We start from the raw sequence: 23812 nt of genomic DNA on the forward strand, positions 1-23812 counted from the left end.
AGGTCAGTCGCTGAATTAAGAATCCTTGTCCTTTAGGTCAGGGAGTGTCAAGAGACGATGTATTAACGGATAACAACAGGAATCCCCTTGATTGCGAGGAACCAACGTGCAGCCAACAGACCCTAGCAAATTTACAGATCAAGCCTGGGAAGCCATTGTCAAATCCCAGGATGTAGCCCGCCGCTTTGCCAATCAGCAGCTAGAGGTTGAACATTTAGCCATCGCCCTTCTCGAACAGCAAGGCTTAGCCAACAGCATTCTCAGCAAAGCTGGAGTCGATGCCCCCCGCTTGGCCCAGCAGTTAGATGCTTTTGCCAAACGACAGCCCAGAGTTGCCAACGCTGACCAACTATACCTCGGCCGCGGCTTAGAAGTGATGTTAGATGTTGCCGAGGCCACCAGAGCGACTTGGCAAGATAATTTTATCGCCGTTGAACATTTATTAATTGGCTTAGTAGAAGACGAACGAGTCGGCCGCAGGTTGCTGACAAAAGGCGACGGGCCGCCGGGCCGCCCCGGTTACGATCGCAAACCCCCAGCCGGTACGATCGATCGGCCAAAACTCGAAGAAGCCATCAAATCAGTCCGCGCCACTACTAAAGTCCAAGAAAAAAATTCCGAAACCGGGAAAGCCAGCCTCCGCAACGGTAAAGCCCAAGATCAAGAGGGCGAAGCTAACTCCGACGCCCTCAGCAAGTACGGCCGCGATTTGACAGAAGCCGCCAAGGCCGGCAAACTCGACCCAGTAATCGGCCGCGACGAGGAAATCCGCCGCGTGGTGCAAGTTCTTTCCCGCCGCCAAAAAAACAATCCGGTGTTAATTGGCGATCCCGGAGTCGGAAAAACTGCGATCGCCGAAGGTTTAGCCCAGCGAATTGTCAACGGCGACGTACCGGAATCTTTGAAAAATCGCCAGCTATTTAGCCTTGACATGGGCAGTTTAATTGCTGGGGCAAAATTCCGGGGCGAATTTGAAGAACGATTGCGGTCTGTGCTGCGGGAAGTCATCGATTCCGACGGGCAAATTGTCCTGTTTATTGACGAATTGCACACCGTTGTCGGCACTGGCGGCGGTGGCAGTTCCGGTTCGGGAATGGATGCGGGAAATTTGTTAAAACCAATGTTGGCCAGAGGCGAATTGCGCTGCATCGGCGCTACAACTCTCGACGAATTCCGCAAGAATATTGAAAAAGATCCTGCCTTGGAACGCCGCTTTCAACAAGTATTTGTCGGCGAACCGAGCGTTGAAGATACTGTTTCGATTTTGCGCGGATTGAAAGACCGTTACGAACGCCACCACGGGGTAAAAATTACTGATTCGGCCCTGGTAGCTGCTGCAACTCTGTCTTTTCGCTATATTTCCGATCGATTTTTGCCGGACAAGGCGATCGACCTGGTAGATGAAGCGGCCGCCCACTTGAAAATGGAGATTACCTCTAAACCTGTGGAATTGGAAGGAATCGATCGCCGGGTGATGCAGTTGGAAATGGAAAAATTGTCGATCGAAGGCGAAGGAAAAGGCGCTCTAGCCCCTGGGCTCGGCTTCCGCGTCGAACGCATCACATCGGAGATTGACATTTTAAAAGTCAAGCAGGAAAAATTGTCCTCTCAGTGGTTGGGCGAAAAGCAGTTGTTGGATGCAATCAATAAATTGAAAGCAGAAGAAGACCAACTGCGAGTCCAAATCGAACAGGCAGAAAGGGCTTACGATTTGAATAAAGCCGCACAGTTAAAGTACGGCAAGCTGGAAACTGCGGTGCGCGATCGCGAAGCGAAAGAAGCGGAACTTTTGAAACAGCAAGCTCAAGGTTCTTCCCTGCTGCGCGAAAAAGTTACTGAGGGCGATATTGCGGAAATAGTCGCTAAATGGACGGGCATTCCGGTTAACCGGTTGTTAGAATCCGAACGCCAAAAATTGCTGCAATTGGAAAAACACTTGCACCAAAAAGTCATCGGTCAAGAGGAAGCTGTAACAGCCGTGGCAGCGGCAATTCGGCGCGCGAGGGCGGGCATGAAAGACCCCGGCCGGCCGATCGGCTCTTTCTTGTTTATGGGCCCGACAGGCGTCGGAAAAACTGAGTTAGCGCGGGCGTTGGCGGAGTTTTTGTTTGACAGCGATGATGCGATCGTCCGCATCGATATGTCGGAATACATGGAGAAACACAGCGTTTCCCGGTTGGTAGGAGCTCCCCCCGGATATGTCGGCTACGATGAAGGGGGACAACTTTCCGAAGCAGTGCGGAGACATCCTTATTCGGTAGTGCTGTTTGATGAAGTGGAAAAAGCGCACGCGGACGTATTTAACATTTTGCTGCAAGTGTTGGATGACGGCAGAATTACCGATTCTCAAGGTCGAGTGGTTGACTTTAGAAATACCGTAATTGTGATGACTAGCAATATCGGCAGCGACCACATTTTAGACGTGTTTACTAAGAAGGAAAAAACCCCCAAAAAACCTGCTACTCGGAAGCAGGAAACGAAAGATTTGTCAAGTCAAAAGACAGATTATAAAGTAGCTGCCGACGGTACTGTTGAGGTGTCGGCCGAGCGAGTCGATACTCCAGACAAGAGCGAAAATGAAAATTTATTGACTCAAGAACGGGAGACAGACCAAGAGTACGAACAGATGTTAAAACGGGTGATGGCAGCGCTGCGATCGCACTTCCGGCCGGAATTTCTCAATCGGGTGGACGAGATAATTTTGTTCCACACTTTGAGCAAGATCGAATTGCGGCAAATAGTCACCATTCAAGTGAAGCGGATCGAGCGTTTGTTGGCAGAGCAAAAAATTACTTTGGAACTGTCGGATGCGGCGAAAAATCATATCACAGATGTTGGTTACGACCCGGTTTACGGCGCTCGCCCCTTAAAACGTGCCATCCAGCGGGAGCTGGAAAATCCGCTGGCAAACAAGATTCTGGAAAATGCGTTTGTCGAGGGCGATACAATTGCGATCGACTGTGAAAATAACACTTTGCAATTTCGCAAAAAAGAATTTCGCCCAGCGCTAGTCGGTAATAGTTTGTAGTTGCCGAACAGCTAGGAACAGGCAGGATGCCTGTTCCACAAATAATAAGTCTTCTTGTGGAACAGGCATCCTGCCTGTTATTGAAAATTAGGAACAGGCAAGATGCCTGTTCCACAAACCATCAATTCTCTTGTGGAACAGGCATCTTGCCTGTTATTGAAAATTAGGAACCGGCATCCTGCCTGTTATTGAAAATGGTGAAACCTGTTACTTGATATCAGGAATTCGAGATGGTGCGGCTGCCGTAAGCATCCATGCTGTAGGCGGGAACGCGAACGCTGTAATCCATCTCTGTGGCTGTGATTGCTACAGCCAATTTTTCAAAAGATTCATCGTTCCAATTCCGCTCGTGGATGGGCTTTGACTGTTCGCCCAGGAAATATGCTTGAGTACCAATGACTGAGGCCGCTACCCAGCCGACGATTAAAAGAGCGATTACAATTGTCATTTTTGCTTTTTCCTTAACTTTTGTTGCTTTATGTAAACAAATGTAACAATAGCTAGCCATTAAGGTCAAGGTAGTCTTATGTCGTGGCAACCGTCCGGCAGGTAGTAAATACCGCCCCTGATACTTCGTCTGTAGGGTGTGCTTAGTGTCAACAAGGGCTCGATCCCCCTAGCCCCCCTTAATAAGGGGGGGGCAAGAGTGTTCTCTTTCGTCCCCCTTATCAAGGGGGATTTAGGGGGATCTAGACTGGGCTACCAGCGAGAGATACAGAGGGGTTTCAGGCTTAAGTTGACACGCCTTGGTAGGGTGTGCACCGCGCACCGGTCTTTCGGCTGTGCACCCTGCATCGGTACCGGGATTGTGAACTGTATCCGAAATAGCAAAACAGAGTGTTGAGGTTTTATAGTTAAGAAGTGATAAGTTTTGCGTGAAAAAATTACGATTAAAACTCTGCGGCTCGCCTGAGGAACCGCGGCCAAATTATGAGTTATGATTTATCAGTTTGGATTTGAAATAACAAATCCAAATTACCAAATTCTAAGTACAAATTCCCAATTACCAATCAACCCTAAAAATTATGCCAAACTCAATGTTAAATAACGACCCCTTGTGGTTCAAAGACGCGATTATTTACGAAGTACCAGTTCGCGCTTTTGCAGACAGCAATGGAGACGGCATCGGCGACTTTCGAGGACTGACAGAAAAACTGGATTACCTGCAAAACTTGGGAGTAACAGCAATTTGGGTACTGCCATTTTTTCCCTCGCCGCTCCGAGACGACGGCTACGATACATCTCACTATACCACCGTCAACCCAATTTACGGCACATTAGAAGATTTTAAAGATCTTTTAGAAGCAGCGCACCAGCGGGGAATTCGGGTCATTATTGAGTTAATTGTCAACCACACTTCCGACCAGCACGCTTGGTTTCAGCGAGCGCGCCGCGCCCCTAAAGGCAGTAACGAAAGAGATTTTTATGTATGGAGCGACACGCCGGAAAAATATCAAGATGCTCGGATTATTTTCCAAGATTTTGAGACCTCTAATTGGGCTTGGGATTCGGTAGCAAAAGCTTATTACTGGCACCGTTTTTATTCCCACCAACCCGATTTGAATTACGACAATCCCGCCGTCCGCCAAGCCATCTTAGATGTGGTAGATTTCTGGTTGGCACTGGGAGTAGACGGACTGCGCATGGATGCGGTGCCTTACCTGTACGAGCGCGAAGGTACTAACTGCGAAAACCTGCCAGAAACTCACGTATTCTTGAAGCACTTGCGGAAGCACGTAGATGAGAAATTCCCGAACCGGATGCTGCTTGCTGAGGCGAATCAGTGGCCGGAAGATGCGGTTGAATATTACGCTGCTGGGGATGAATGTCACATGAACTTTCATTTTCCGCTGATGCCGCGTTTATTTATGGCTTTGTATATGGAAGATAGCTTCCCAATTAGCGATATTCTCCAGCAAACTCCCCATATTCCTAATAACTGTCAGTGGGCCTTATTTTTGCGGAATCACGATGAATTGACGCTGGAAATGGTGAGTGATGAAGACCGAGATTATATGTATCGGGTTTACGCTCAAGACACTCAGGCGAGAATTAATTTGGGCATCCGCCGCCGCTTGGCTCCTTTGATGGGAAATAACCGCCGCCGCATCGAGTTGATGAATGCTTTGCTGCTGTCTCTTCCGGGTACGCCGGTGCTTTACTACGGCGATGAAATTGGCATGGGAGACAATATCTATTTGGGCGATCGCAACGGGGTGAGAACTCCGATGCAGTGGAGCGGCGATCGCAATGCCGGTTTCAGCCGCGCTAACCCGCAGCGGCTTTACGCGCCGCCAATTGTTGACCCTGAATATCACTACGAATCTATTAACGTGGAAGCGCTGCGGGCGAATCCGAGTTCTCTTTGGTGGTGGATGAAACGCCTAATTGCAATTCGGCAGCGCTTCCAAGCATTCGGCCGCGGAACTTGCGAGTTTCTGTACCCGGAAAACCGCAAAGTTTTAGCTTTTGTGCGCACTTATCAAGACGAACACATCCTCGTAGTGGCTAATTTGTCGCGCTTCGTGCAGACGGCAGAATTAGACCTTTCGCCCTTTAAAGGTGCTATTCCAGAGGAGATTTTCGGCCGCACTGAGTTTCCGCCGGTTGGCGAGTTGCCTTACTTTTTGAGCTTGAGCCCTCACACGTTTTACTGGTTTACTCTTAGTGCTAAACACGAAGATTTTTTGGTGAACGGTTTTAACACAGGCTTGCCTAATTTGGCGGTCATAGGTACTTGGAAAACGGCTTTTTCTACAAGTCAGTTAAGCGATATGCTGGTCAATCTTTTGCCGGAATACTTGCGACGCAATCGCTGGTATAGCGGTACAGACCGGACAATTCAATCATTAGAAATAAGTGAGGTTGTACCTGTTGAATGTAAAGATAGTGCCGGGGAGGAATCTAAAGTTTATATTCTGTTTTTGCAGTTGAATTATACTGAAGGTATGCCGGAAACTTACGTTTTGCCTTTAGGTTGGGAAGAGATGAAAGGCGATGTGGACGAGCGGGCGATCGCGCGCCTGCAGTTCCCAGAAACCAACAAGGAAGTCGGGATACTATTTGATGCAGCAGGGGACAAAGGTTTTCTGAGCGCGCTGCTGGGGGCGATCGGCAATTCTCGCAGTTACACAGGTGTAGCAGGTAAACTGGTAGGAATTGCCGACAGTGCATTCAGATCGGAACAAGATTTATCGCAGCTCGAACCTCACCTGTTCAAAAAAGAACAAAGCAATACATCCGCAGGTTACGGCGACCGCTTCGTCCTGAAAATATTGCGAAAAGTCGAGGAAGGAATCAACCCCGAATTAGAAATCGGACGATTTTTAACAGAGCGCAACTCGATCCAACACTACGCTCCAATTGCCGGAGCATTGGAATATCACACACCAGGAAAACAAGTCATTACAGTCGGAATACTACAAAAATTAATCCCCGACAGCGTAGACGCTTGGTCTTATACATTAGACACACTGCGCGACTATTTCGAGCAAGTAATGACAGTAGAAGCAAAGCATTCCGGCGAAAATTTATCTATTTCCCCCGAAAATTATTTACCGACCGCTTTGACCGGATCGACGCAGCGGCAGTCAAACTCGCTAGTAGCGGATTTATCCCTAGAAATTCCGCCATTAGCTCGCGAACTCATCGGCTCTTACTTAGCATCAGCCGAACTTTTAGGTAAGCGGACAGCCGAACTTCACCTCGCTTTAGCTTCAGACACAGAAAATCCCGCTTTTGCCCCAGAAAGCTTCACCTCCTTTTACCAGCGTTCCATCTATCAGCACATGAGAAATCTGGCAGGAAGAACTTTGCTGGAGGTCAAAAAACGGCTGTCCAAACTGCCGCCAGAAATACAAAAATCGGCGCAAAAGCTCCTCAACCGCGAAGATTTGCTCATGGAACGTTTCAAGTCTATTTTGAACTTGAGAATCACGGCTGATAGAATTCGCTGTCACGGGGACTTTCATTTCGGGCAAGTTCTTTATACAGGCAAAGACTTCGTAATTATTGATTTCGGAGGAGAACGGGATCGACCCTTAAGCGAGCGGCGGATGAAGAGGTCGCCCCTGCGAGATGTTGCGGGAATGCTGCAATCTTTAAGTTTCGCTGTTACTTTGGCACTCCGCAATGAAGTAGAAAGTGGCATGATTCGCCCTGAAAATCTCCCGGAGATGCAGCAGTGGGCGAATGTTTGGCACCGCTGGGTCAGCCTCACTTTTCTTAACAGCTATTTGGTAACAGCAGCCGATGCAAATTTCTTGCCCAAATCTATACCGGAACTACAAGTTTTGCTAGATGCTTACATTTTGGAAAAAGCGGTTGCCGAGCTAGCCTACGAACTCAATTACCGCTTGGATTGGGCGCAAATTCCGCTTCAGCGGATTCTACAATTGCTGAATTTATAAGGGCGGGTTTATCTATACTCATTAGGGTGCGTGACTTTCTAGCCACTCAAGTGGCGGCCCGATTTTTGAGAGTCACGCACCTTACATGACACGAAATCTGGTTGAAAAACCATGGACAGCGGCGAATATTAGGTAGGAGTCACAACTGATTCACTTATCTTTGCGATCGCTTTGATAATTTCTTCTCGATTCTTACCTGATTGTATCCATTTTGGAAGTCGAGAGAACAGACTCTTATTGGACCAGCCATGAATTTCATGAGGTTTTCGTTCCCTCAGCTTTGCCCGAACAAAGGCCTCAATAAATTCTAAATGTCGAAGATTGTAAGCCCAAAGCGTATCACCGCAACAGGAAGTTTCAAGCCACAGAGGATAGCCTAAATAGTCATCCCCTGGCCTACTATACCAGCTTTCAATCTTTTGCTTAGACCAATCTTTTGAGGAACCACAAGCTGTACAGGAAAATCTCCGAGGAGCCAAGCGATCGACCTGATCGGGATCGATACAACGCAATATCGCACATGAATCACAAAAGGGGCATCGCACCAGAAATTCATTCTGGAATGAGTAGATGTCTTCACGAGTATCTTTAAATCGTTCCATACTTACGGCTTTAAATAAAGAGATGTTTGATATAAAACTTGTTCTTGATGAGTTAACAAAGTGCAGTCAGAAAGCGGGTAAGCCACACAAGTAACAGCGTAGCCAGCTTGCAATTCTGACGGCTTCAAAAACTTTTGTTCGCTTTGGTCGATTTCACCGCTCAGCAGTTTGACAACGCAAGCAGAACACTCTCCTTGCTTGCATCCATTCGGCAAGCGGATGCCGGCATCTTCTGCCATATCTAAGATATACTGGTCGTCTGGTACGGAGATCGTGCGATCGAGCGCGATCGCCTCATTCACCAACCGAACTTGATAAACAGCCATTTCCACCTCTTATATTGGGATTGCTGGTATTCAACCAAAATAGATGATTACAATTTACACAAAAAATCAAAATGTAGGGTGCCCACGGAGCACATTCCGCTATACATGATAGCTAAAAAAACCCGGTATTTTCCAAACACCGGGTTTTTGAGAAGCCACAAACTCGATCGCTATACTAGACAAGTTCTTCTTGATAATCGAGATTTTCATCTAGATAAATAGCCCGAATATCATCCGGCAAGTTGGATTCTAAACTTTGATATCCTTTTTGCAGCAAAGCCTTTACCTGAGCGGGCGAAATAGCTTCGCCTTCTGCTTGTAAATAAGCTGCAATTCGAGTTTCGCTCCAGCGGAAAGTCTGAGCCATCAACACGACTAAACGGGGCAGAGGCGCTAACAATTCTAAGGCTTGTTTGACGTAACACCAGAGGGGAGGCGAAGCCGATTGCAAAGAGTAGTGAATCGACTCAACAGGGGGCAATTCGGCTTGATTGATGCAGACGGCGGTGACATTAATCAGCCAGTTTTGGAGACTGAGATTTTCGCCATCAGACTCTTGGGTTTCGCGGCGCAAATCCAGGCCTCGGAGTTCGTGATAGATGTGCAGCCAAGTGTGGGCAAATAGGTAATCTCCTTGTACGGGCGATCGCACCGAATGGCGAATCAGGGAGTGGACAATTTGAGCGTAGCGGCAAAAAATTGCCGTGAAGAACCTACCTTGATCGGGATGGTTTTGAAACAGGGTCAATAATTCCTGATCGCTGTGGTGAAACAGGGATTTGACCACAGGATGGTTGAATTCTGAAAAATTATGTGTTTGCACAATTGTTCTGTAACGGTTTTGGTAATAAATGCTGGTGCAGCCCGATTCTACACTACGATATACATTTGATGCAAGTGCTTAAAAAATATGTTGATAATAAAGTCAAATTAATTATATAATTAAGTTGTAGGTTACGGTGAATAAACCTCAATTAATAGAGCGAATCTTATTGGTTCACCGTAACCTACAAAGGTTGTTTAAATGGTAAATTTCTTGTATGTCTAGCATTAATACTGGTATCGAATGGACCGACAGAACGTGGAATCCAACAACTGGCTGCGATAAAGTCAGTCCCGGTTGTACGCATTGTTATGCTGAAGCATTAACAAAACGATTTCATACTAATTTTCCTAACGGTTTTGATTTAACACTACATCGCGAGCGGCTGCAAGAACCCAAACGCTGGCGAAAACCGAGCCGCATTTTCGTGAATTCGATGAGCGATTTATTTCACGAAGAAGTTCCTTTTTCATTCCTTCAAGAAGTTTTTGAAGTTATTCGAGAAACTCCTTGGCACGTATATCAAATTCTGACAAAAAGACATGAACGCCTTCTCGAACTAGCAGATAAATTAGACTGGCATGACAACATTTGGATGGGAGTGTCTGTTGAAAATCAAAAGTACGTTGACAGGATTGATTGTTTGCGAAAAGTACCTGCCAAGGTCAGATTTCTCTCGTGCGAACCGCTTTTAGGTGCTTTGGATATTGATTTAAAAGGCATTCATTGGGTAATAGTTGGGGGAGAATCTGGACAAAAAAACCGTCCCATGCAAGCAGAATGGGTTGAGAGTATTCAACAGCAGTGTGAGGAAGCTGAAGTAGCGTTTTTCTTCAAGCAATGGGGAGGTAGAACACCTAAAGCTGGTGGGCGACTTCTGGATGAAAAAATCTGGGATGAGATGCCAGAAGCATGGGGACAGCACCAAAAGCAATGGAATGGTTACACTTTGAGTGTGAGTCGCAAGTCAAATAAAGTAGTAATACCTACTTTGGTGAAAAGGTAACTCTCACCTGCTCTCCAAATGTAATCTCTCCTTTGTACTTTCTTCGTTTACTGGCATCTGGATCTACTATGATTTTACCTTGTTGTTCGAGTTTTCGGAGAGCTTCCTTGTAATTTTTACTAATGTAACGCTTGCCAACATGATGCTGATTATAAATTTCTTCCATTGTTAGTGTTTGACCGGCAAACTCATGCAATAGCATATTTTCTAAATCGTCAAGTGGTCGTGATAGCTCGAAAAGTAAAGGTTGATATTGTGTGGCTGCATTATACTCAAACAATGGTACACCTTGCTCTGTACTAGAGCTTTCCTTTGCCATAATTTCTTTCATAATTGAGTAACCACGCACATTCTTAGAAACAAAAATTAGATGGTGGCTAGTTCTGGTTCCTGTATCCGTTTTAAAACAAAAGGGAAGAACGTAGTTGCCACCTATTTCTTTGAGAGCCTGGGAAATCTCCTCTACAATAACTAACTCTCGCTCATACGGTTGTTTCAATTTTAGTTGTTCCCGAAGCGCATTAGCTCGCTCTTGACCAAATAGAGAGTTCATGTGTTTGTCTACAGAAACGTTAGGCAATCCCATATTTACTCTATTGTAATTAAAGAAAAATATACAATCGCAACCCCAATCTTTAATAACTGCTCCAATTAGCCCAAGAGACAAGCCTTTATAACCCCAAGGGTCGATAAAGAATAGTGTAGGAACATTATTGATTTGTTGAATGGCTTGGACAATTTCTTCTCCAACCTCCTTGTTCAAAACTCTTGGTGTATGCTTTAATCTTCCTATATCGGGAATTGATTCTATAGCCTGCTGGAGAGACTGAGTATTATCTGAGTCCTTATCATTAAACAACGTTACTAGCATTTGTGACATATCTGGATCGGCAATAGCACGTTCCAAGATAAGTAATGGAGTAGACTTAGAACCGTCTTTATAGCGACCGGGCCCAGAGAACAAATCAATATAGGCAATTTTATTACTCCATTTCTTGGCTGTTGGTATAATCACCTTTGCCCAGGCCCAAAAGTATTTAGCAACTATTTCTGATTTCACTAAAGAATTATCTCGGGACTCATCAAAAAAAGAACTGTCAGCCATGACTGTTACCTCTACACTCTAGTTCATTTTACTGCTGCTACATAATACTACCATATCCTCCGCCCCCCGGAGTCTCAATGACAAACACATCCCCGGGCTGCATTTCCACAGTCGCCGTACTCCCCAAATCCTCAACTTTTCCATCAACCGTTTCAACATAATTCCGCCCAACTTTCCCCGCTTCACCCCCATTCAAACCGCAAGGAGAAATCACCCGCCGCCCCGATAAAATTCCCGCCGTCATCGCCTCCGGAAACCGCACACGCCGCACAACTCCATTACCGCCGCGATGACATCCATTTCCCCCGCTATTAGCCCGAATTTCAAAACTTTCTAACAACACCGGGAACCGCCATTCTAATACTTCAGGATCGGTTAAACGCGAATTAGTCATGTGAGTTTGAACCGCATCCGTACCGTCAAAATCTGCACCAGCACCCGAACCGCCGCAAATAGTTTCATAATATTGATAGCGCTGATTTCCAAAGGTAAAATTATTCATAGTTCCCTGAGAAGCCGCCATCACTCCCAACGCACAATACAAAGCATCGGTAATATTCTGCGATGTTTCCACATTTCCGGCAACTACCGCCGCTGGATAGCGAGGATTCAGCATACAGCCTTCGGGATTGATAATTTCGAGAGGTTTCAAACAGCCCGCATTGAGAGGAATATCGTCATCTACCAAGGTGCGGAAAACATACAAAACAGCGGCTTTGCACACGGCTGCGGGAGCATTAAAATTGTTGGTTTGTTGACCTGAAGTGCCAGTAAAATCTATTTTTGCACTCCGCGCAGATTTGTCAATTGTAATCGCTACCTTAATTTGTCCGCCGCTATCCATCGGATAAGTAAACTCGCCATCTTGCAAAACATCAATTACCCTGCGCACCGACTCTTCCGCATTGTCTTGCACAAAGCCCATATAAGCTTGCACAGTCTCTAATCCATAATGTTCTACCATTTTGAGCAGTTCTTCGGCGCCGCGCTTGTTAGCAGCAATTTGTGCTTGCAAATCGGCTATATTTTGAGCGTAATTGCGAACAGGAAACTTACCCACGGTCAGAATTTCTAGTAATTCTTTTTCTCGAAAATTGCCCTCGCTTACTAACAGGAAATTGTCAAGCAATACACCTTCTTCAGTTACTGTTGTACTGTTAGGAGGCATGGAACCGGGAGTGATGCCGCCGATGTCGGCGTGGTGTCCCCGCGAGGCAACATAAAACAAAGGAAGGGAGGAATCACGCTCGAATACTGGAGTAATAACGGTGATATCTGGTAAATGCGTGCCGCCGTTGTAGGGATTGTTAGAAACATAAACATCGCCGGGTTGAATCGCATTGCCTTGTGCTAAAATTAAAGCTTCAACGCTTTCGCTCATCGAGCCCAGATGTACGGGAATGTGCGGCGCGTTGGCAACTAATTGCCCGTTTTTGTCGAAAATTGCACAGGAAAAGTCGAGACGTTCTTTGATGTTGACTGAGGAACTTGTGTTTTGCAATGTGACGCCCATTTGTTCCGCGATCGCCCGAAACAAATTATTAAAAATTTCCAGCAAAACCGGATCGGATTTAACCGCAGACAAACCCGAATGAACGCGGATATTATCTGCGTCCATCTGCGTGCATCTGCGGTTCAAAATTAGATCGTTATTTTCGGTGATTTCCGCTTCCCAGCCCGGTTCTATGATATTAGTTCCCGTAGCTTCAACAATCATAGCAGGGCCTTCTATGCAGTCGCCCGATCGCAAATCCTCTCTCTGATAAACAGGCGTTGACCGCCACCCGCCAGCCACATAGGTTTGCACCGTTGAAATTGGTTGCACGGGCAAGATGCCCGTGCCACAAGAGGGGGAAATTGTGGATGCTTCCGGCACATCCAATGTCTGCAAAATTGGTTGCACAGGCAAGATGCCTGTGCCACAAGAGGGGGAAATTGTGGATGCTTCCGGCACATTCATTCTTTCTACAACTTCCACCGAAACCGCTTCCACAATCAGCGGTTTTTCTGGCATAATAAAACTGTAACGCTGTCGGTGTGCTGCTTCAAATTCAGCCTGCATCGCCTCAATATTGTCAGCAAAATTGACCGCCAAAACCGAGTCACTTCCCTGATATTTTAAGCGCAGCTTGCTAACAACTAAAACCTCTGACTCATTCTCTGTGTTCTCTGCGCCTCTGCGGTTCAATTTCCTCTTTCCCTCAGCCTCCAATTCGGCTAAAATATAATGTAAATCAGCTAATAATTCTGCATTTAATTGTTGCTCGATCGCCCTTTCGCGAATAGCCCGCACATCAGCCAAACCCATACCGTAAGCCGACAACACACCCGCATAAGGGTGAATAAATACCCGTTTCATCCCCAAAGCATCGGCGATCGCACAAGCGTGTTGGCCGCCCGCACCGCCGAAACAGCACAATGTATACTCCGAAACATCGTAACCGCGCTGAAGCGAGATTTTTTTGACAGCATTTGCCATCTTTTCCACAGCGATCGCCAAAAAACCCTCCGCCACCTCTTCGGCCGTCCTCTCGCCCCCAATTTCCCCCGCTAATTGCCCAAATTTTTGCTTTACTACCTCAGGGGCGATCGGCAAATCTGCATTCAATCCAAATACTTTCGGGAAAAAATCCGGTTGAATTTTCCCCAACATCACATTGCAATCAGTCACCGTCAAGGGACCGCCTTTGCGATAGCAAGCAGGCCCAGGATTGGCCCCTGCAGACTCCGGCCCGACGCGGTAGCGAGCCCCGTCAAAAAAGACAATTGAACCGCCGCCGGCTGCTACAGTGTGAATTGCCATCACGGGCGATCGCAATCTCACCCCAGCAATTTCCGTCTCAAATTCGCGTTCGTATTCGCCGTTAAAATGGGCAACATCTGTCGAAGTTCCGCCCATATCAAAGGTAATAATTTTATCAAAACCTGCCTTTTTGCTCGTTTGAACAGCACCGACAATTCCCCCAGCAGGTCCGGATAAAATACTATTTTTTCCTTGAAATTGTGCCGCGTCCACTAAGCCGCCGTTCGATTGCATAAACATTAATTTAGGGGACGCTGCCCCGGTGCCCGCCCCAACAGCCTCGTTCCCAGGCTGTGCCTGGGAACCCATATCCAGAGGCTCTGCCTCTCTTAATTGACTGGTTACTTGTTCGACATAACGCCGTAAAATCGGAGATAAATAAGCATCGACAACCGCAGTATCTCCCCGCGAAACTAATTTCATCAGCGGGCTAACTTCGTGAGATACTGAAATTTGAGAAAAGCCAATTTCTTTCGCTATTTTAGCAACTTGTTTTTCGTGTTCCGAGTAGCGATAGCCGTGCATGAATACGATCGCACAACTGCGAATTCCCTCATCGTATGCTTGCTGCAAAGACGGGATAAACTCGGGATTGACAGCAGCTAACTCCTCACCTTGAGCGCTGTAGCGTTCTGCAACTTCAATAACTCGATCGTACAGCATCTGGGGCAAAACAATGTGACGCGCGAAAATATTCGGGCGGTTTTGATAGCCAATTCTCAGCGCATCGCCGAAACCTTTAGTAATTAACAGAATTGTGCGATCGCCCTTTCGTTCCAGCAAAGCATTTGTCGCCACCGTCGTCCCCATTTTAATCGCTTCAATTTGTGCAGCGGGTATGGGAACATCTGCGGCAATTCCCAAAATTTCCCGCATTCCTTGAACTGCGGCGTCTGTGTAGCGTTCCAGGTTTTCCGACAGCAGCTTGTGAATGACTAACTTACCGTCGGGGCTCTTGGCGACAATATCAGTAAAAGTGCCACCGCGATCGATCCAGAATTGCCAGCGAGTGCGATCGGGAAAATCAGCATCCATATCTTTTTCCTGAGTTTTGTTGTTTGACTGATTCAGAATTATTCAACAAAATTATCTAAAAGTCAATTCATAAATTTCATAAAATTCAGAACCTCAGACTCATAAAACTCATATCTGTTTCTCTCTCATCTTCTCTTTCCTTCCTTCGCGCCCTTCGCGCCTTCGCGGTTCGTTAAAATAAAACTGCTATATATATCGAATAGCCTCAACCAACCCCTGACAAACACCAGCCATAAAATCCAAATCCAAAGTCTCAATCCTATCACTTCCTCGATGATAATGCGGATTTCGCATATTAGCAGTATCAGTCACCATAATAGCCGGATAACCATTATCCCAAAAAGGAACATGATCGCTGCGGCGAGTATCCGGCACAATTAAACCTCGATTCGGCACCGGCAGCCACTCGCAGGGCTGACCCGATTTGCGAATTTTGCCACTCAAATTAATCAAATCGGGAACCGTCCGCAAAGTGCCAATTAAAGCAATAAAATTGCCACTATTTGGATAAAAATATTTCAAGCCAGCGGGATAGCTTTGAGAATTAGGATTAGGGTTGCAATAACCCAACATTTCCAAAGAAATCATTAACCGGATTGACTCTTGCTGTTGCTTGTATTTAGCTGCATGATGACTGCTTCCCAAATAACCGTATTCTTCCATATCGAAGGCGACTAATTGCACTGGATATTTGAGCGGCGCAGATGCGATATCCCTTGCGAGTTCCAGCAAAACAGCAACACCAGTAGCATTATCATCGGCCCCAGGCGATCCGGGTACAGTATCGTAATGAGCACCAATTACGATCGGCGGCAACCTCTTCTTAATATGCTTTTCAAGACCCAGATTGTCTTGCTTCCCCCCTTTAGCAAGGGGTGATTCTTCTTGCTTCCCCCCCTTAGCAAAGGGTGATTCTTCTTGCTTCCCCCCCTTAACAAGGGGTAATTCTTCTTGCTTCCCCCCCTTAGCAAGGGGGGGTAAATCCAAAATCAAATTGTGATGAATTCGGCCGCGCACGGAAAAATCGTCAATTTCTACAGTCCCCCACTGTGCCAACTGTTCGCGGATGTATTGCTGAGCATAAAAATGCCCTTGGGATGCGAGGTATGGGTTGCGATCGCGTACAATTTGAATCAGATGGCTGTGCAAGCGTTCTTTGAGATCCATGCGATCGGAGATACAATGAGTACACTAAGATTATATGGGATTAAATTATGATTGGAGAAGTCAGAATCGAAAATTATAAGTCGATTCAAAAGCTGAAGCTAGAATTAGGACGAGTAACTGTATTGATCGGTGAAAATGGCTGCGGCAAAAGCAATATCCTAGAGGCGATCGCCCTTGCTTCTGCTGCGGCTGATGACAAGCTGGATAACGAGTTTTTAGGTTCTCGGGGCATCAGAGTTACAGAACCTCAATTTATGCGATCGGCCTTTGAAAAGGAAAATTTAGATAAAGATATCAAAATTGATATCAAAGGAAATGATGAAAACTTTAGTTGTATCTTATCTAATGATAACTTGCCGTATTCTCAGTGGATTAATAAAACAAAATCGCTGCTTCCTGAAACTTCTTTAGAAGATTCAAAAGACGAATCTAAAATCTTAAGAAAAGAAGAATTAATAAAAATAATAAAAGAGTATTTAAAGTACATATCCCCATCGCTGCTTCCTGAAATTTCTTTAGAAGATTCAAAAGACGAATCTAAAACCTTAATACAAGAAGAATTAATAAAAAGAAGAAAAGAGTCTTTAAAGTACATATCCACTGAGGATATTCTGTCCTCTATCATATCCTCTTCTTTTATATCATTTCAAAATTCAATTAACAAGTTGAGTGATGGCTCTAATTTCAGTAAGTTTACAATTTACTCTCCCGAAAACCAAGCATTACGCACTTTTGAAAAAGAAGGACAAATTCAACCGCTAGGCATTAATGGTGAAGGATTATTTAAACTGATAAAGGTTTTGAAGTCAGAGGAAAACCCAAATCCACTCAATCAAATTAAAGAAAAGCTGCAATTGATAGATTGGTTTAAAGATTTTGAAGTGCCTAAAAATTTATCACCCATGCAAAGCTCTCTCCTAATAAAAGATAAATATTTAGACATTGATTTAAGTTATTTCGATCAAAGAAATTCTAATGAAGGCTTTTTATTTTTACTCTTTTACTTTGCCTTGTTCATTAGCGATCTCACGCCGAGTTTTTTTGCAATAGATAACATTGACGCTTCCCTCAACCCCAGATTGTGTCGCCGATTAATCCAAGAATTAGTCGAATTAGCAAAAAAACACGACAAACAAGTTATATTCACAACCCACAACCCGGCAGTTTTGGACGGTTTGGATTTAGATGACGATCAACAGCGGCTGTTTGCGATCTACCGCAACCAATTAGGGCATACTAAAGCTAGACGCATTCTCAAACCTGAACCTCTCGAAGGACAAGAACCTGTAAAATTATCTGAGGCTTTTTTGAGGGGCTATATCGGAGGGCTTCCTAATAATTTTTAATAGGATTAGTTTTGGATTAATTACTGAGGGATTGACTGAGCAGATTGTGATTGAAAATATTTTAGCAGGATATTTCAAGAATCCCGATCTAGATATTAGACCGCTTCAACCAGGAAGAGATAAAGATGATGAAAACAAATATAAAGGTTATGGTAGTTGGAGTCAAGTTTTTGCTTATTGCCGTTTAAAAGATTTTCTAGAAGCGTTTCAATTTAATGACTATATAATTATTCAAATAGATACTGATGTTTCAGAAGAGTATGGTATCCCACAGCAAGATGAAAATGGTGAATTTACTCCTAAAGAGTTGATAGAAAAAGTTATCAAAAAGTTTAAAGAGGAAATTGGCGAATATTTCTACAGTCTATGTCAACAGCGAATCATTTGGGCTATATCAATACACTCTATTGAGTGTTGGTTGCTGCCACTGTATTATAAAGACAACAAAAAGTCTAAATTCAAAAATTGTTTAGAAACGTTAAATAAGGAGCTTGTAAAGAAACATGATTTTACAATTGACGCCAAAAATCCTGAATATTATCGGGAAATTTCCAAACAATATAGCAAGCATAAGGATTTGATGGCTTGTTACCAACACAATCCCAGTTTGAAAAGTTTTGTAGTAGATATTGAAAGCAAGAAAATTGTTATTCCTTTAGAAGACGAGTGGTAAATTTAGGCAATTTTGCCTAAACTTTTCCACCTGCTAAACTTCTGATTCCAATTCGCTAACCCGCAACTGCACGGGTAATTCTACAGAATTCAAATCAGACGACTCTAACAATCCTGTTGCTTCAACTTCTGCACTCGCTTCACCGTGCCGCACTTTTCGCAATTTCTCACCCAAAGTATCCCGCTGATTAATCAAATAAATACTCACCAAAGTCAGCCCAACTCCCATCGATTGTAGCGGATTGAGCACTTCGCCCAAGAACAAATTGCCGAACAGCAAAGCAAATACAGGCGTAAGAAAGGTAAGAGAACTTAAACTGGTTAGACTGCCACTCGAAGCAAAATAAAAGAATAAACCGTAGGCGATCGCACTTCCGAACACTGTAGAATAACCTAAGGCCATCCAGCCGGAAAAATCGATATTCACAAACTGTTCAGACTCAGTTGCAGCCGAAATTGCCAACAGCGGCAAACCGCCCAAAATCATGTGCCAACCAGTCGCCACCACCGGGTCAACATAACGGCAAACCCAGCGCACCAAAACCGTACCCACAGCCATCGACAAAGCAGCCAACAGCATCAACCATTCTCCACCCTGAAACAACTGTTCGATACCCCCAGAAACCTGCACGTTTTCAGGATGAAAAAGCCCCAAAATCCAGCCATCGGGCAACCCGATCGAACTGATGCCCGCTACGCCAAAAACTAATCCCAACCAGCCCCAAAAACCAATTTTTTCTTGAAACAGCCACAAACACAAAATCGCCACTGCTAGCGGTTGAGAGTCAATCATCACCGAACCCAAGCCGGCACCGGTTCTCGCCAAACCTTCGGCTAAAAAGCCTTGAAACAAAGTAGCGTCAACCAAAGCAAACAGCGAAATCCACAGCCAAGCTTTCCAACCCTGCGGCTGCGGTTTTCCCATGAATGCCGCCGCCAGCAGCACCAACACACCCGCAGGTATCAAACGCACGACAGCCACAAACAGCGGCGTTGTGTGCGGCATCACCCCCTTCATTGCTACCATCGCGGTTCCCCACAGGAAAAACGGCGCAATTAGCAACAGCGGGGCAAAAGGCAGTTTTGAATCGGTAAGCTTTAGCTGCATGGCGGACTCTCCAAATAATTGATGAAAATGGCTCTCACGAGAATGATGTAGTTTTGTTAAGCAATTTTTACAATTATATATCGAACGTGGGTTAAGTGCGATCGCACAAATCTCGGCCATGATAAACAAACAGGCAAGATGCCTGTTCCACAAAATCAAGGTGGAACAAGCCCAAAAGCCTGTTGCGCCATGATGAACAAACAGGCAAGATGCCTGTTCCACAAAATCAAGGTGGAACAGGCATCTTGCCTGTTGCGGCATTATGAACGGGCAAGATGCCCGTTCCACAAAATCAAGGTGGAACAGGCATCTTGCCTGTTGCGAACAATCTGGAACGGGCAAGATGCCCGTTCCACAAGAAATTGCTTGATTGTGGAACGGGCATCTTGCCTGTTCCTAAATGGCACAACATCTACCCCGATGAATAAGGCACACTATAAGAAGTTAGCTACAAAAATCCGTAACATTGCCTGTACACTGCCCATGATTTGGCCATTCAAGCCCCGCTACCGCAAACAAATCGCCCGTATCGAAATCACCGGATCCATTGCCGGAGAAACCCGCAAACGAGTGCTAGAAGCTCTCAAAACCGTTGAAGAACGCAAATTTCCCGCCTTGCTGCTGCGCATAGACAGCCCCGGCGGCACTGTGGGCGATTCCCAGGAAATTTACAGCGCGCTCAAGCGTTTGCGCGAAAAAGTCAAAATTGTCGCCAGTTTCGGCAATATTTCAGCTTCTGGCGGAGTTTACATCGGCATGGGAGCCGAGCATATCGTTGCCAATCCCGGTACAATTACTGGCAGCATTGGCGTGATTATCCGGGGTAACAATATAGAACGGCTGTTAGAAAAAGTAGGCGTTTCTTTTGAGGTGATTAAATCTGGCCCGTATAAAGATATCTTGGCATTCGATCGAGGATTGACGGATCCGGAACAGGAAATTCTGCAAGACTTGATCGACACCAGCTACCAGCAATTCGTGGAAACGGTTGCCGAAGCCCGTTCATTGGCTGTTGAGAAAGTGAAAAGTTTTGCCGACGGTCGGGTTTTTACCGGTCAGCAAGCCTTAGAATTGGGTTTGGTCGATCGACTGGGAACAGAAGAGGACGCTCGCCGCCTTGCCGCGGAACTCGCAGGCCTGGACCCGGAAAAAACCGAGTCTTGCACGCTAGAAAAAGCAAAACCTTTCCTAAATCGCGTCTTGGGGAGTAGTCTGGATACATCCGGGCTTTGGGCTTACAAGAATTTGCTGGAATTCGAGCTTTCTACTAACGGTGTGCCGCTGTGGATGTATCGCCCGTGATTAAATAAATTAGTCATTGGTCAGGAGTCAGTAGTCATTAGTTACTCCTTGGATGATTGGGCGATTGAAATCTGTTGACCTCAAACTCCAATGTGGCGCTTCGCCCATCATAAGCGCTTCGCGCTGGCTTCGCCTAGGAGTTCGAGGTCAAACTACACAAAGGAAGTCCACTCAAGCGGGGACTAAGAAATAAAGTGGGTATTTAAGCCTAATTTAGTATGACTAATGACTAATAACTAATGACTAATGACTAATGACTAATAACAAAAAAATGGAGGAATTTTGCGTGGAGTGGCAAGTGCGGGGTATTCGTGGGGCAACAACTGCTAGCGAGAATTCGGTGGCAGCAATTCGAGAAGCGGTGAAAGAATTATTAGATGAATTAGAAGCAAAAAATGATTTAAATCCAGATTTAATTATTAGTGCTACGTTTTCTGCTACTCGCGATTTAGATGCTGTGTTTCCGGCTGCGATCGCCCGCGAACGTCCTCACTGGTGTAATGTTGCTTTGTTGGACGTACAGCAGATGCACGTTGAGGGTGCTTTGGAACGCTGCATCCGGTTTTTAATTCTGGTTAACTGGCCGGCACATACTGAAATTTATCATCCTTATTTGCGGGGAGCTCAAAATTTGCGCCCCGATAGGAATTTAGCGGTGGCGGGGGCTGGGGAAAATTAGACTTGGCGATTGTGAAAGTCGATCGCCCGGACAACTCAAAAAGTCAAACATTCCTAGACTCACGGGCGATCGGAAACCGGGTTTTTTCTAGAATACTTGGTTACAGCCGACGAAAACGGCAAAAACCCGGTTTCTTTGATTTTGTCGCCCCGACAACTCAAAAAGGGCTCTCGTCGGATTTCACTCTCATTCTTGTTGACAAGTTGCAGGTTGATGTGTATGGTGAGTTTGCGAGTTGCAAAGCTCGATCGCTCCAGAACGTTGAAAATTGCATAGTTTTTTTTTGTATCTGCGGGTAGTTTCAGTGTCGCAGATGGGCGATCGACGCCGCGAGGGCGATCGGCAAAACCCTGATTTTCTCGTTGGGGTGCGTCGATTACTCTGATAGCAAGGGTTACGGCTTGCAAGCAACTGAGCTTATTGCAGGTTTTACGGTCTTATTGACAGGTAAAAAATGGTGCGTCGATTTGAGGCTTGAAACCCTTTCTGGGTAAGGCTCCCTGGCCGAAGAGTCTCCTTTACCACTTCCCCTCTCGGGGATTGAAACATTTATTGGCCTCTTCTTCCACTTCCTCGATTAGGTGGGTCTCCTTTACCACTTCCCCGAGAGGGGATTGAAACCCAACGAATCAATCCACTTCCAGCAGATTTATGGTCTCCTTTACCACTTCCCCGAGAGGGGATTGAAACTTTTGCATGTCCTCTACATTTTCACAAACAAATAGTAAGTCTCCTTTACCACTTCCCCGAGAGGGGATTGAAACTCGATGTAGTCGCCAACAGCCCATTCTTTCGTTTTCCGTCTCCTTTACCACTTCCCCGAGAGGGGATTGAAACCCTCAGTGTCGGCAACTCGAGATGTAAATTTTGTCTCGTCTCCTTTACCACTTCCCCGAGAGGGGATTGAAACTCCTCCAACTAACATACCTGTTAGTACTGGATCATCGGTAGTCTCCTTTACCACTTCCCCGAGAGGGGATTGAAACTCTATGCTATCTACTGTACCCTCTAGTATCTTCCTTGTCTTGTCTCCTTTACCACTTCCCCGAGAGGGGATTGAAACGACTAAATGACCGCTCTCACCTTTTCCAAAGCCCCTGCCAAGTCTCCTTTACCACTTCCCCGAGAGGGGATTGAAACTCAGTTTCACAATATCTCTCACATTCCATTTTAAAGTCTCCTTTACCACTTCCCCGAGAGGGGATTGAAACACGTTAAAAAACTATTTGATTGAACCAGCTCCATTGTCTCCTTTACCACTTCCCCGAGAGGGGATTGAAACCTTACTCTCAACTTGGAACACTTCCCTATCAAATTTGTCTCCTTTACCACTTCCCCGAGAGGGGATTGAAACCCTTCCCCATTGTAGGGGATTTCCCAACACCCACTTGTGTCTCCTTTACCACTTCCCCGAGAGGGGATTGAAACATTAGTATTTGTACTAGACTATCTATTGAGTAGTCATGTCTCCTTTACCACTTCCCCGAGAGGGGATTGAAACACTTGTACGACTTTGCCTTCGCATTCCAACTCTCCGTCAAGTCTCCTTTACCACTTCCCCGAGAGGGAATTGAAACTATACCTCCCGCACTGCCTCCTCGGACATATCCTCAGTCTCCTTTACCACTTCCCCGAGAGGGGATTGAAACGATAAAGCGGCAAATGCAGCCAAAAAACCAACATTTTGAAAGTCTCCTTTACCACTTCCCCGAGAGGGGATTAAAACTACATCTGCTTGAAATTTTTCCATTTCTTTGCAACGCCAGAATTTATGCACTCCGACCAAAGAAACCGGGTTTTTTACAGAATCTGTGGACTACAACCAAATATTTTCGTAAAAAAACCCGGTTTCTGGACCCCTACTTAGCTTCTTTACCACTTCCCCAAGAGGGGATTGATATCAAATCCCGTGGCATCGGAATTAATCTTACCCACAGTCAGGAGACGGCGCCGTGCCTATTCGTGTCAACTTAAGACTGAAAGCCTTGAGAAATTTTGTTTTTAACCGAGTCTAGATCCCCCTAAATCCCCCTTAAGAAGGGGGACGAAAGAGCGCCTCCGGTTCTGTTACGTTACTGTTCGATTGAGGAGTAATTTGGCCCTGATAGTCGGGGGACGAAAGAGCGCCTCCGGTTCTCTTGACGGTGGTAAAGACGACGACAAATTGTCCCTGATAGTCGGGGGACGAAAGAGCGCTTCCGGTTCCCCCCTTCTTAAGGGGGGCTAGGGGGGATCAAGAGCCTAATCGTCAAACAGCATACCCCTACTACGTTTGACCTTAAGTTGACACCACCAAAGGCTGTACCGTTTCCCTACTCAAACCACATTACTCACAAGTTAAGCTAAAAGCACTATTGTCAATGAGTAAAATTACTCATCTTTTACCTGTTGACCCAATTAA

15 protein-coding genes and 1 CRISPR repeat array are annotated in these 23812 nt (G+C 45.7%); of the genes, 7 read left to right on the forward strand and 8 right to left on the reverse strand.

Going from position 1 to position 23812, the window contains the following annotated elements; genetic code table 11:
* Positions 1–106 precede the first annotated feature (106 nt).
* Positions 107–3028 (forward strand): AAA family ATPase, encoded by a 2922-nt coding sequence (locus QUB61_RS10430; RefSeq protein ID WP_333129924.1) that lies wholly within the window; start codon positions 107–109, stop codon positions 3026–3028.
* Positions 3029–3245: 217 nt separating this feature from the next.
* Here QUB61_RS10430 and QUB61_RS10435 read toward each other — a convergent pair whose 3' ends face one another.
* Complete coding sequence (locus QUB61_RS10435; protein ID WP_333052866.1) at positions 3246–3476, reverse strand: photosystem II protein, Psb35-related; 231 nt, start codon at positions 3474–3476, stop codon at positions 3246–3248.
* Positions 3477–4053: 577 nt separating this feature from the next.
* Here QUB61_RS10435 and treS point away from each other — a divergent pair.
* Positions 4054–7437 carry a maltose alpha-D-glucosyltransferase gene (treS, locus tag QUB61_RS10440; protein WP_333129922.1) on the forward strand — a complete coding sequence of 1128 codons (3384 nt, stop codon included), beginning with the start codon at positions 4054–4056 and terminating at the stop codon, positions 7435–7437.
* 604 nt (positions 7438–8041) lie between these two features.
* Here treS and QUB61_RS10445 read toward each other — a convergent pair.
* Positions 8042–8365 (reverse strand): 2Fe-2S iron-sulfur cluster-binding protein, encoded by a 324-nt coding sequence (locus tag QUB61_RS10445; RefSeq protein WP_333129918.1) that lies wholly within the window; start codon positions 8363–8365, stop codon positions 8042–8044.
* A 175-nt stretch (positions 8366–8540) separates the two neighbouring features.
* The gene (locus tag QUB61_RS10450) at positions 8541–9188 is read right to left on the reverse strand and encodes a sigma-70 family RNA polymerase sigma factor (RefSeq protein WP_333129916.1); all 648 of its coding nucleotides are present in this window, start codon (positions 9186–9188) and stop codon (positions 8541–8543) included.
* A gap of 217 nt (positions 9189–9405) precedes the next feature.
* Here QUB61_RS10450 and QUB61_RS10455 point away from each other — a divergent pair, with 217 nt between their 5' ends.
* The gene (locus tag QUB61_RS10455) at positions 9406–10194 is read left to right on the forward strand and encodes a phage Gp37/Gp68 family protein (RefSeq protein ID WP_333129914.1); all 789 of its coding nucleotides are present in this window, start codon (positions 9406–9408) and stop codon (positions 10192–10194) included.
* Here QUB61_RS10455 and QUB61_RS10460 read toward each other — a convergent pair.
* The 3 genes from QUB61_RS10460 to QUB61_RS10470 form a co-directional block, all read right to left on the reverse strand.
* Positions 10175–11299 carry a three-Cys-motif partner protein TcmP gene (locus tag QUB61_RS10460; protein WP_333129911.1) on the reverse strand — a complete coding sequence of 375 codons (1125 nt, stop codon included), beginning with the start codon at positions 11297–11299 and terminating at the stop codon, positions 10175–10177. The genes QUB61_RS10455 and QUB61_RS10460 overlap by 20 nt on opposite strands.
* A gap of 37 nt (positions 11300–11336) precedes the next feature.
* Positions 11337–15137 (reverse strand): hydantoinase B/oxoprolinase family protein, encoded by a 3801-nt coding sequence (locus tag QUB61_RS10465; RefSeq protein WP_333129909.1) that lies wholly within the window; start codon positions 15135–15137, stop codon positions 11337–11339.
* A 186-nt stretch (positions 15138–15323) separates the two neighbouring features.
* Positions 15324–16304, reverse strand: a complete 981-nt coding sequence (locus QUB61_RS10470; RefSeq protein ID WP_333129906.1) for a M28 family peptidase — start codon at positions 16302–16304, stop codon at positions 15324–15326.
* A 47-nt stretch (positions 16305–16351) separates the two neighbouring features.
* On the opposite strand from QUB61_RS10470, the gene QUB61_RS10475 reads away from it, so the two are divergent.
* Positions 16352–17650 carry an AAA family ATPase gene (locus QUB61_RS10475; RefSeq protein ID WP_333129904.1) on the forward strand — a complete coding sequence of 433 codons (1299 nt, stop codon included), beginning with the start codon at positions 16352–16354 and terminating at the stop codon, positions 17648–17650.
* Between the two features lie 31 nt (positions 17651–17681).
* Positions 17682–18323: a phage tail protein gene (locus QUB61_RS10480; protein WP_333129902.1), complete on the forward strand. Its 642-nt coding sequence runs from the start codon at positions 17682–17684 to the stop codon at positions 18321–18323.
* 33 nt (positions 18324–18356) lie between these two features.
* On the opposite strand, the gene QUB61_RS10485 is transcribed toward QUB61_RS10480, so the two are convergent.
* Entirely contained in the window at positions 18357–19430 is a 1074-nt protein-coding gene (locus QUB61_RS10485) for a DMT family transporter (RefSeq protein WP_333129900.1), read from the reverse strand.
* A gap of 483 nt (positions 19431–19913) precedes the next feature.
* On the opposite strand from QUB61_RS10485, the gene sppA reads away from it, so the two are divergent.
* Together sppA and aroH are read left to right on the forward strand one after the other, a co-directional pair.
* The gene (gene sppA / locus QUB61_RS10490; protein WP_333129984.1) at positions 19914–20732 is read left to right on the forward strand and encodes a signal peptide peptidase SppA; all 819 of its coding nucleotides are present in this window, start codon (positions 19914–19916) and stop codon (positions 20730–20732) included.
* A gap of 253 nt (positions 20733–20985) precedes the next feature.
* Positions 20986–21411 (forward strand): chorismate mutase, encoded by a 426-nt coding sequence (aroH, locus tag QUB61_RS10495; protein ID WP_445300248.1) that lies wholly within the window; start codon positions 20986–20988, stop codon positions 21409–21411.
* A gap of 59 nt (positions 21412–21470) precedes the next feature.
* Here aroH and QUB61_RS10500 read toward each other — a convergent pair whose 3' ends face one another.
* Positions 21471–21818: a hypothetical protein gene (locus tag QUB61_RS10500; protein ID WP_333129899.1), complete on the reverse strand. Its 348-nt coding sequence runs from the start codon at positions 21816–21818 to the stop codon at positions 21471–21473.
* A gap of 104 nt (positions 21819–21922) precedes the next feature.
* Positions 21923–23137: direct repeats of the CRISPR family, unit length 36 nt; unit sequence GTCTCCTTTACCACTTCCCCGAGAGGGGATTGAAAC.
* The last annotated feature ends 675 nt before the right edge of the window (positions 23138–23812 follow it).

Origin of the sequence: Microcoleus sp. C2D2, from assembly GCF_036702495.1 — a bacterium.
Lineage (GTDB): Bacteria > Cyanobacteriota > Cyanobacteriia > Cyanobacteriales > Microcoleaceae > Microcoleus.

Bases quoted from the DNA above. Each gene is read 5' to 3' on its own strand.
- QUB61_RS10435 (WP_333052866.1), bottom strand. From the start codon at position 3,476: ATGACAATTGTAATCGCTCTTTTAATCGTCGGCTGGGTAGCGGCCTCA.
- treS (WP_333129922.1), top strand. From the start codon at position 4,054: ATGCCAAACTCAATGTTAAATAACGACCCCTTGTGGTTCAAAGACGCG.
- QUB61_RS10445 (WP_333129918.1), bottom strand. From the start codon at position 8,365: ATGGCTGTTTATCAAGTTCGGTTGGTGAATGAGGCGATCGCGCTCGAT.
- QUB61_RS10455 (WP_333129914.1), top strand. From the start codon at position 9,406: ATGTCTAGCATTAATACTGGTATCGAATGGACCGACAGAACGTGGAAT.
- QUB61_RS10460 (WP_333129911.1), bottom strand. From the start codon at position 11,299: ATGGCTGACAGTTCTTTTTTTGATGAGTCCCGAGATAATTCTTTAGTG.
- QUB61_RS10465 (WP_333129909.1), bottom strand. From the start codon at position 15,137: ATGGATGCTGATTTTCCCGATCGCACTCGCTGGCAATTCTGGATCGAT.
- QUB61_RS10470 (WP_333129906.1), bottom strand. From the start codon at position 16,304: ATGGATCTCAAAGAACGCTTGCACAGCCATCTGATTCAAATTGTACGC.
- QUB61_RS10475 (WP_333129904.1), top strand. From the start codon at position 16,352: ATGATTGGAGAAGTCAGAATCGAAAATTATAAGTCGATTCAAAAGCTG.
- QUB61_RS10485 (WP_333129900.1), bottom strand. From the start codon at position 19,430: ATGCAGCTAAAGCTTACCGATTCAAAACTGCCTTTTGCCCCGCTGTTG.
- sppA (WP_333129984.1), top strand. From the start codon at position 19,914: ATGATTTGGCCATTCAAGCCCCGCTACCGCAAACAAATCGCCCGTATC.
- aroH (WP_445300248.1), top strand. From the start codon at position 20,986: ATGACTAATAACAAAAAAATGGAGGAATTTTGCGTGGAGTGGCAAGTG.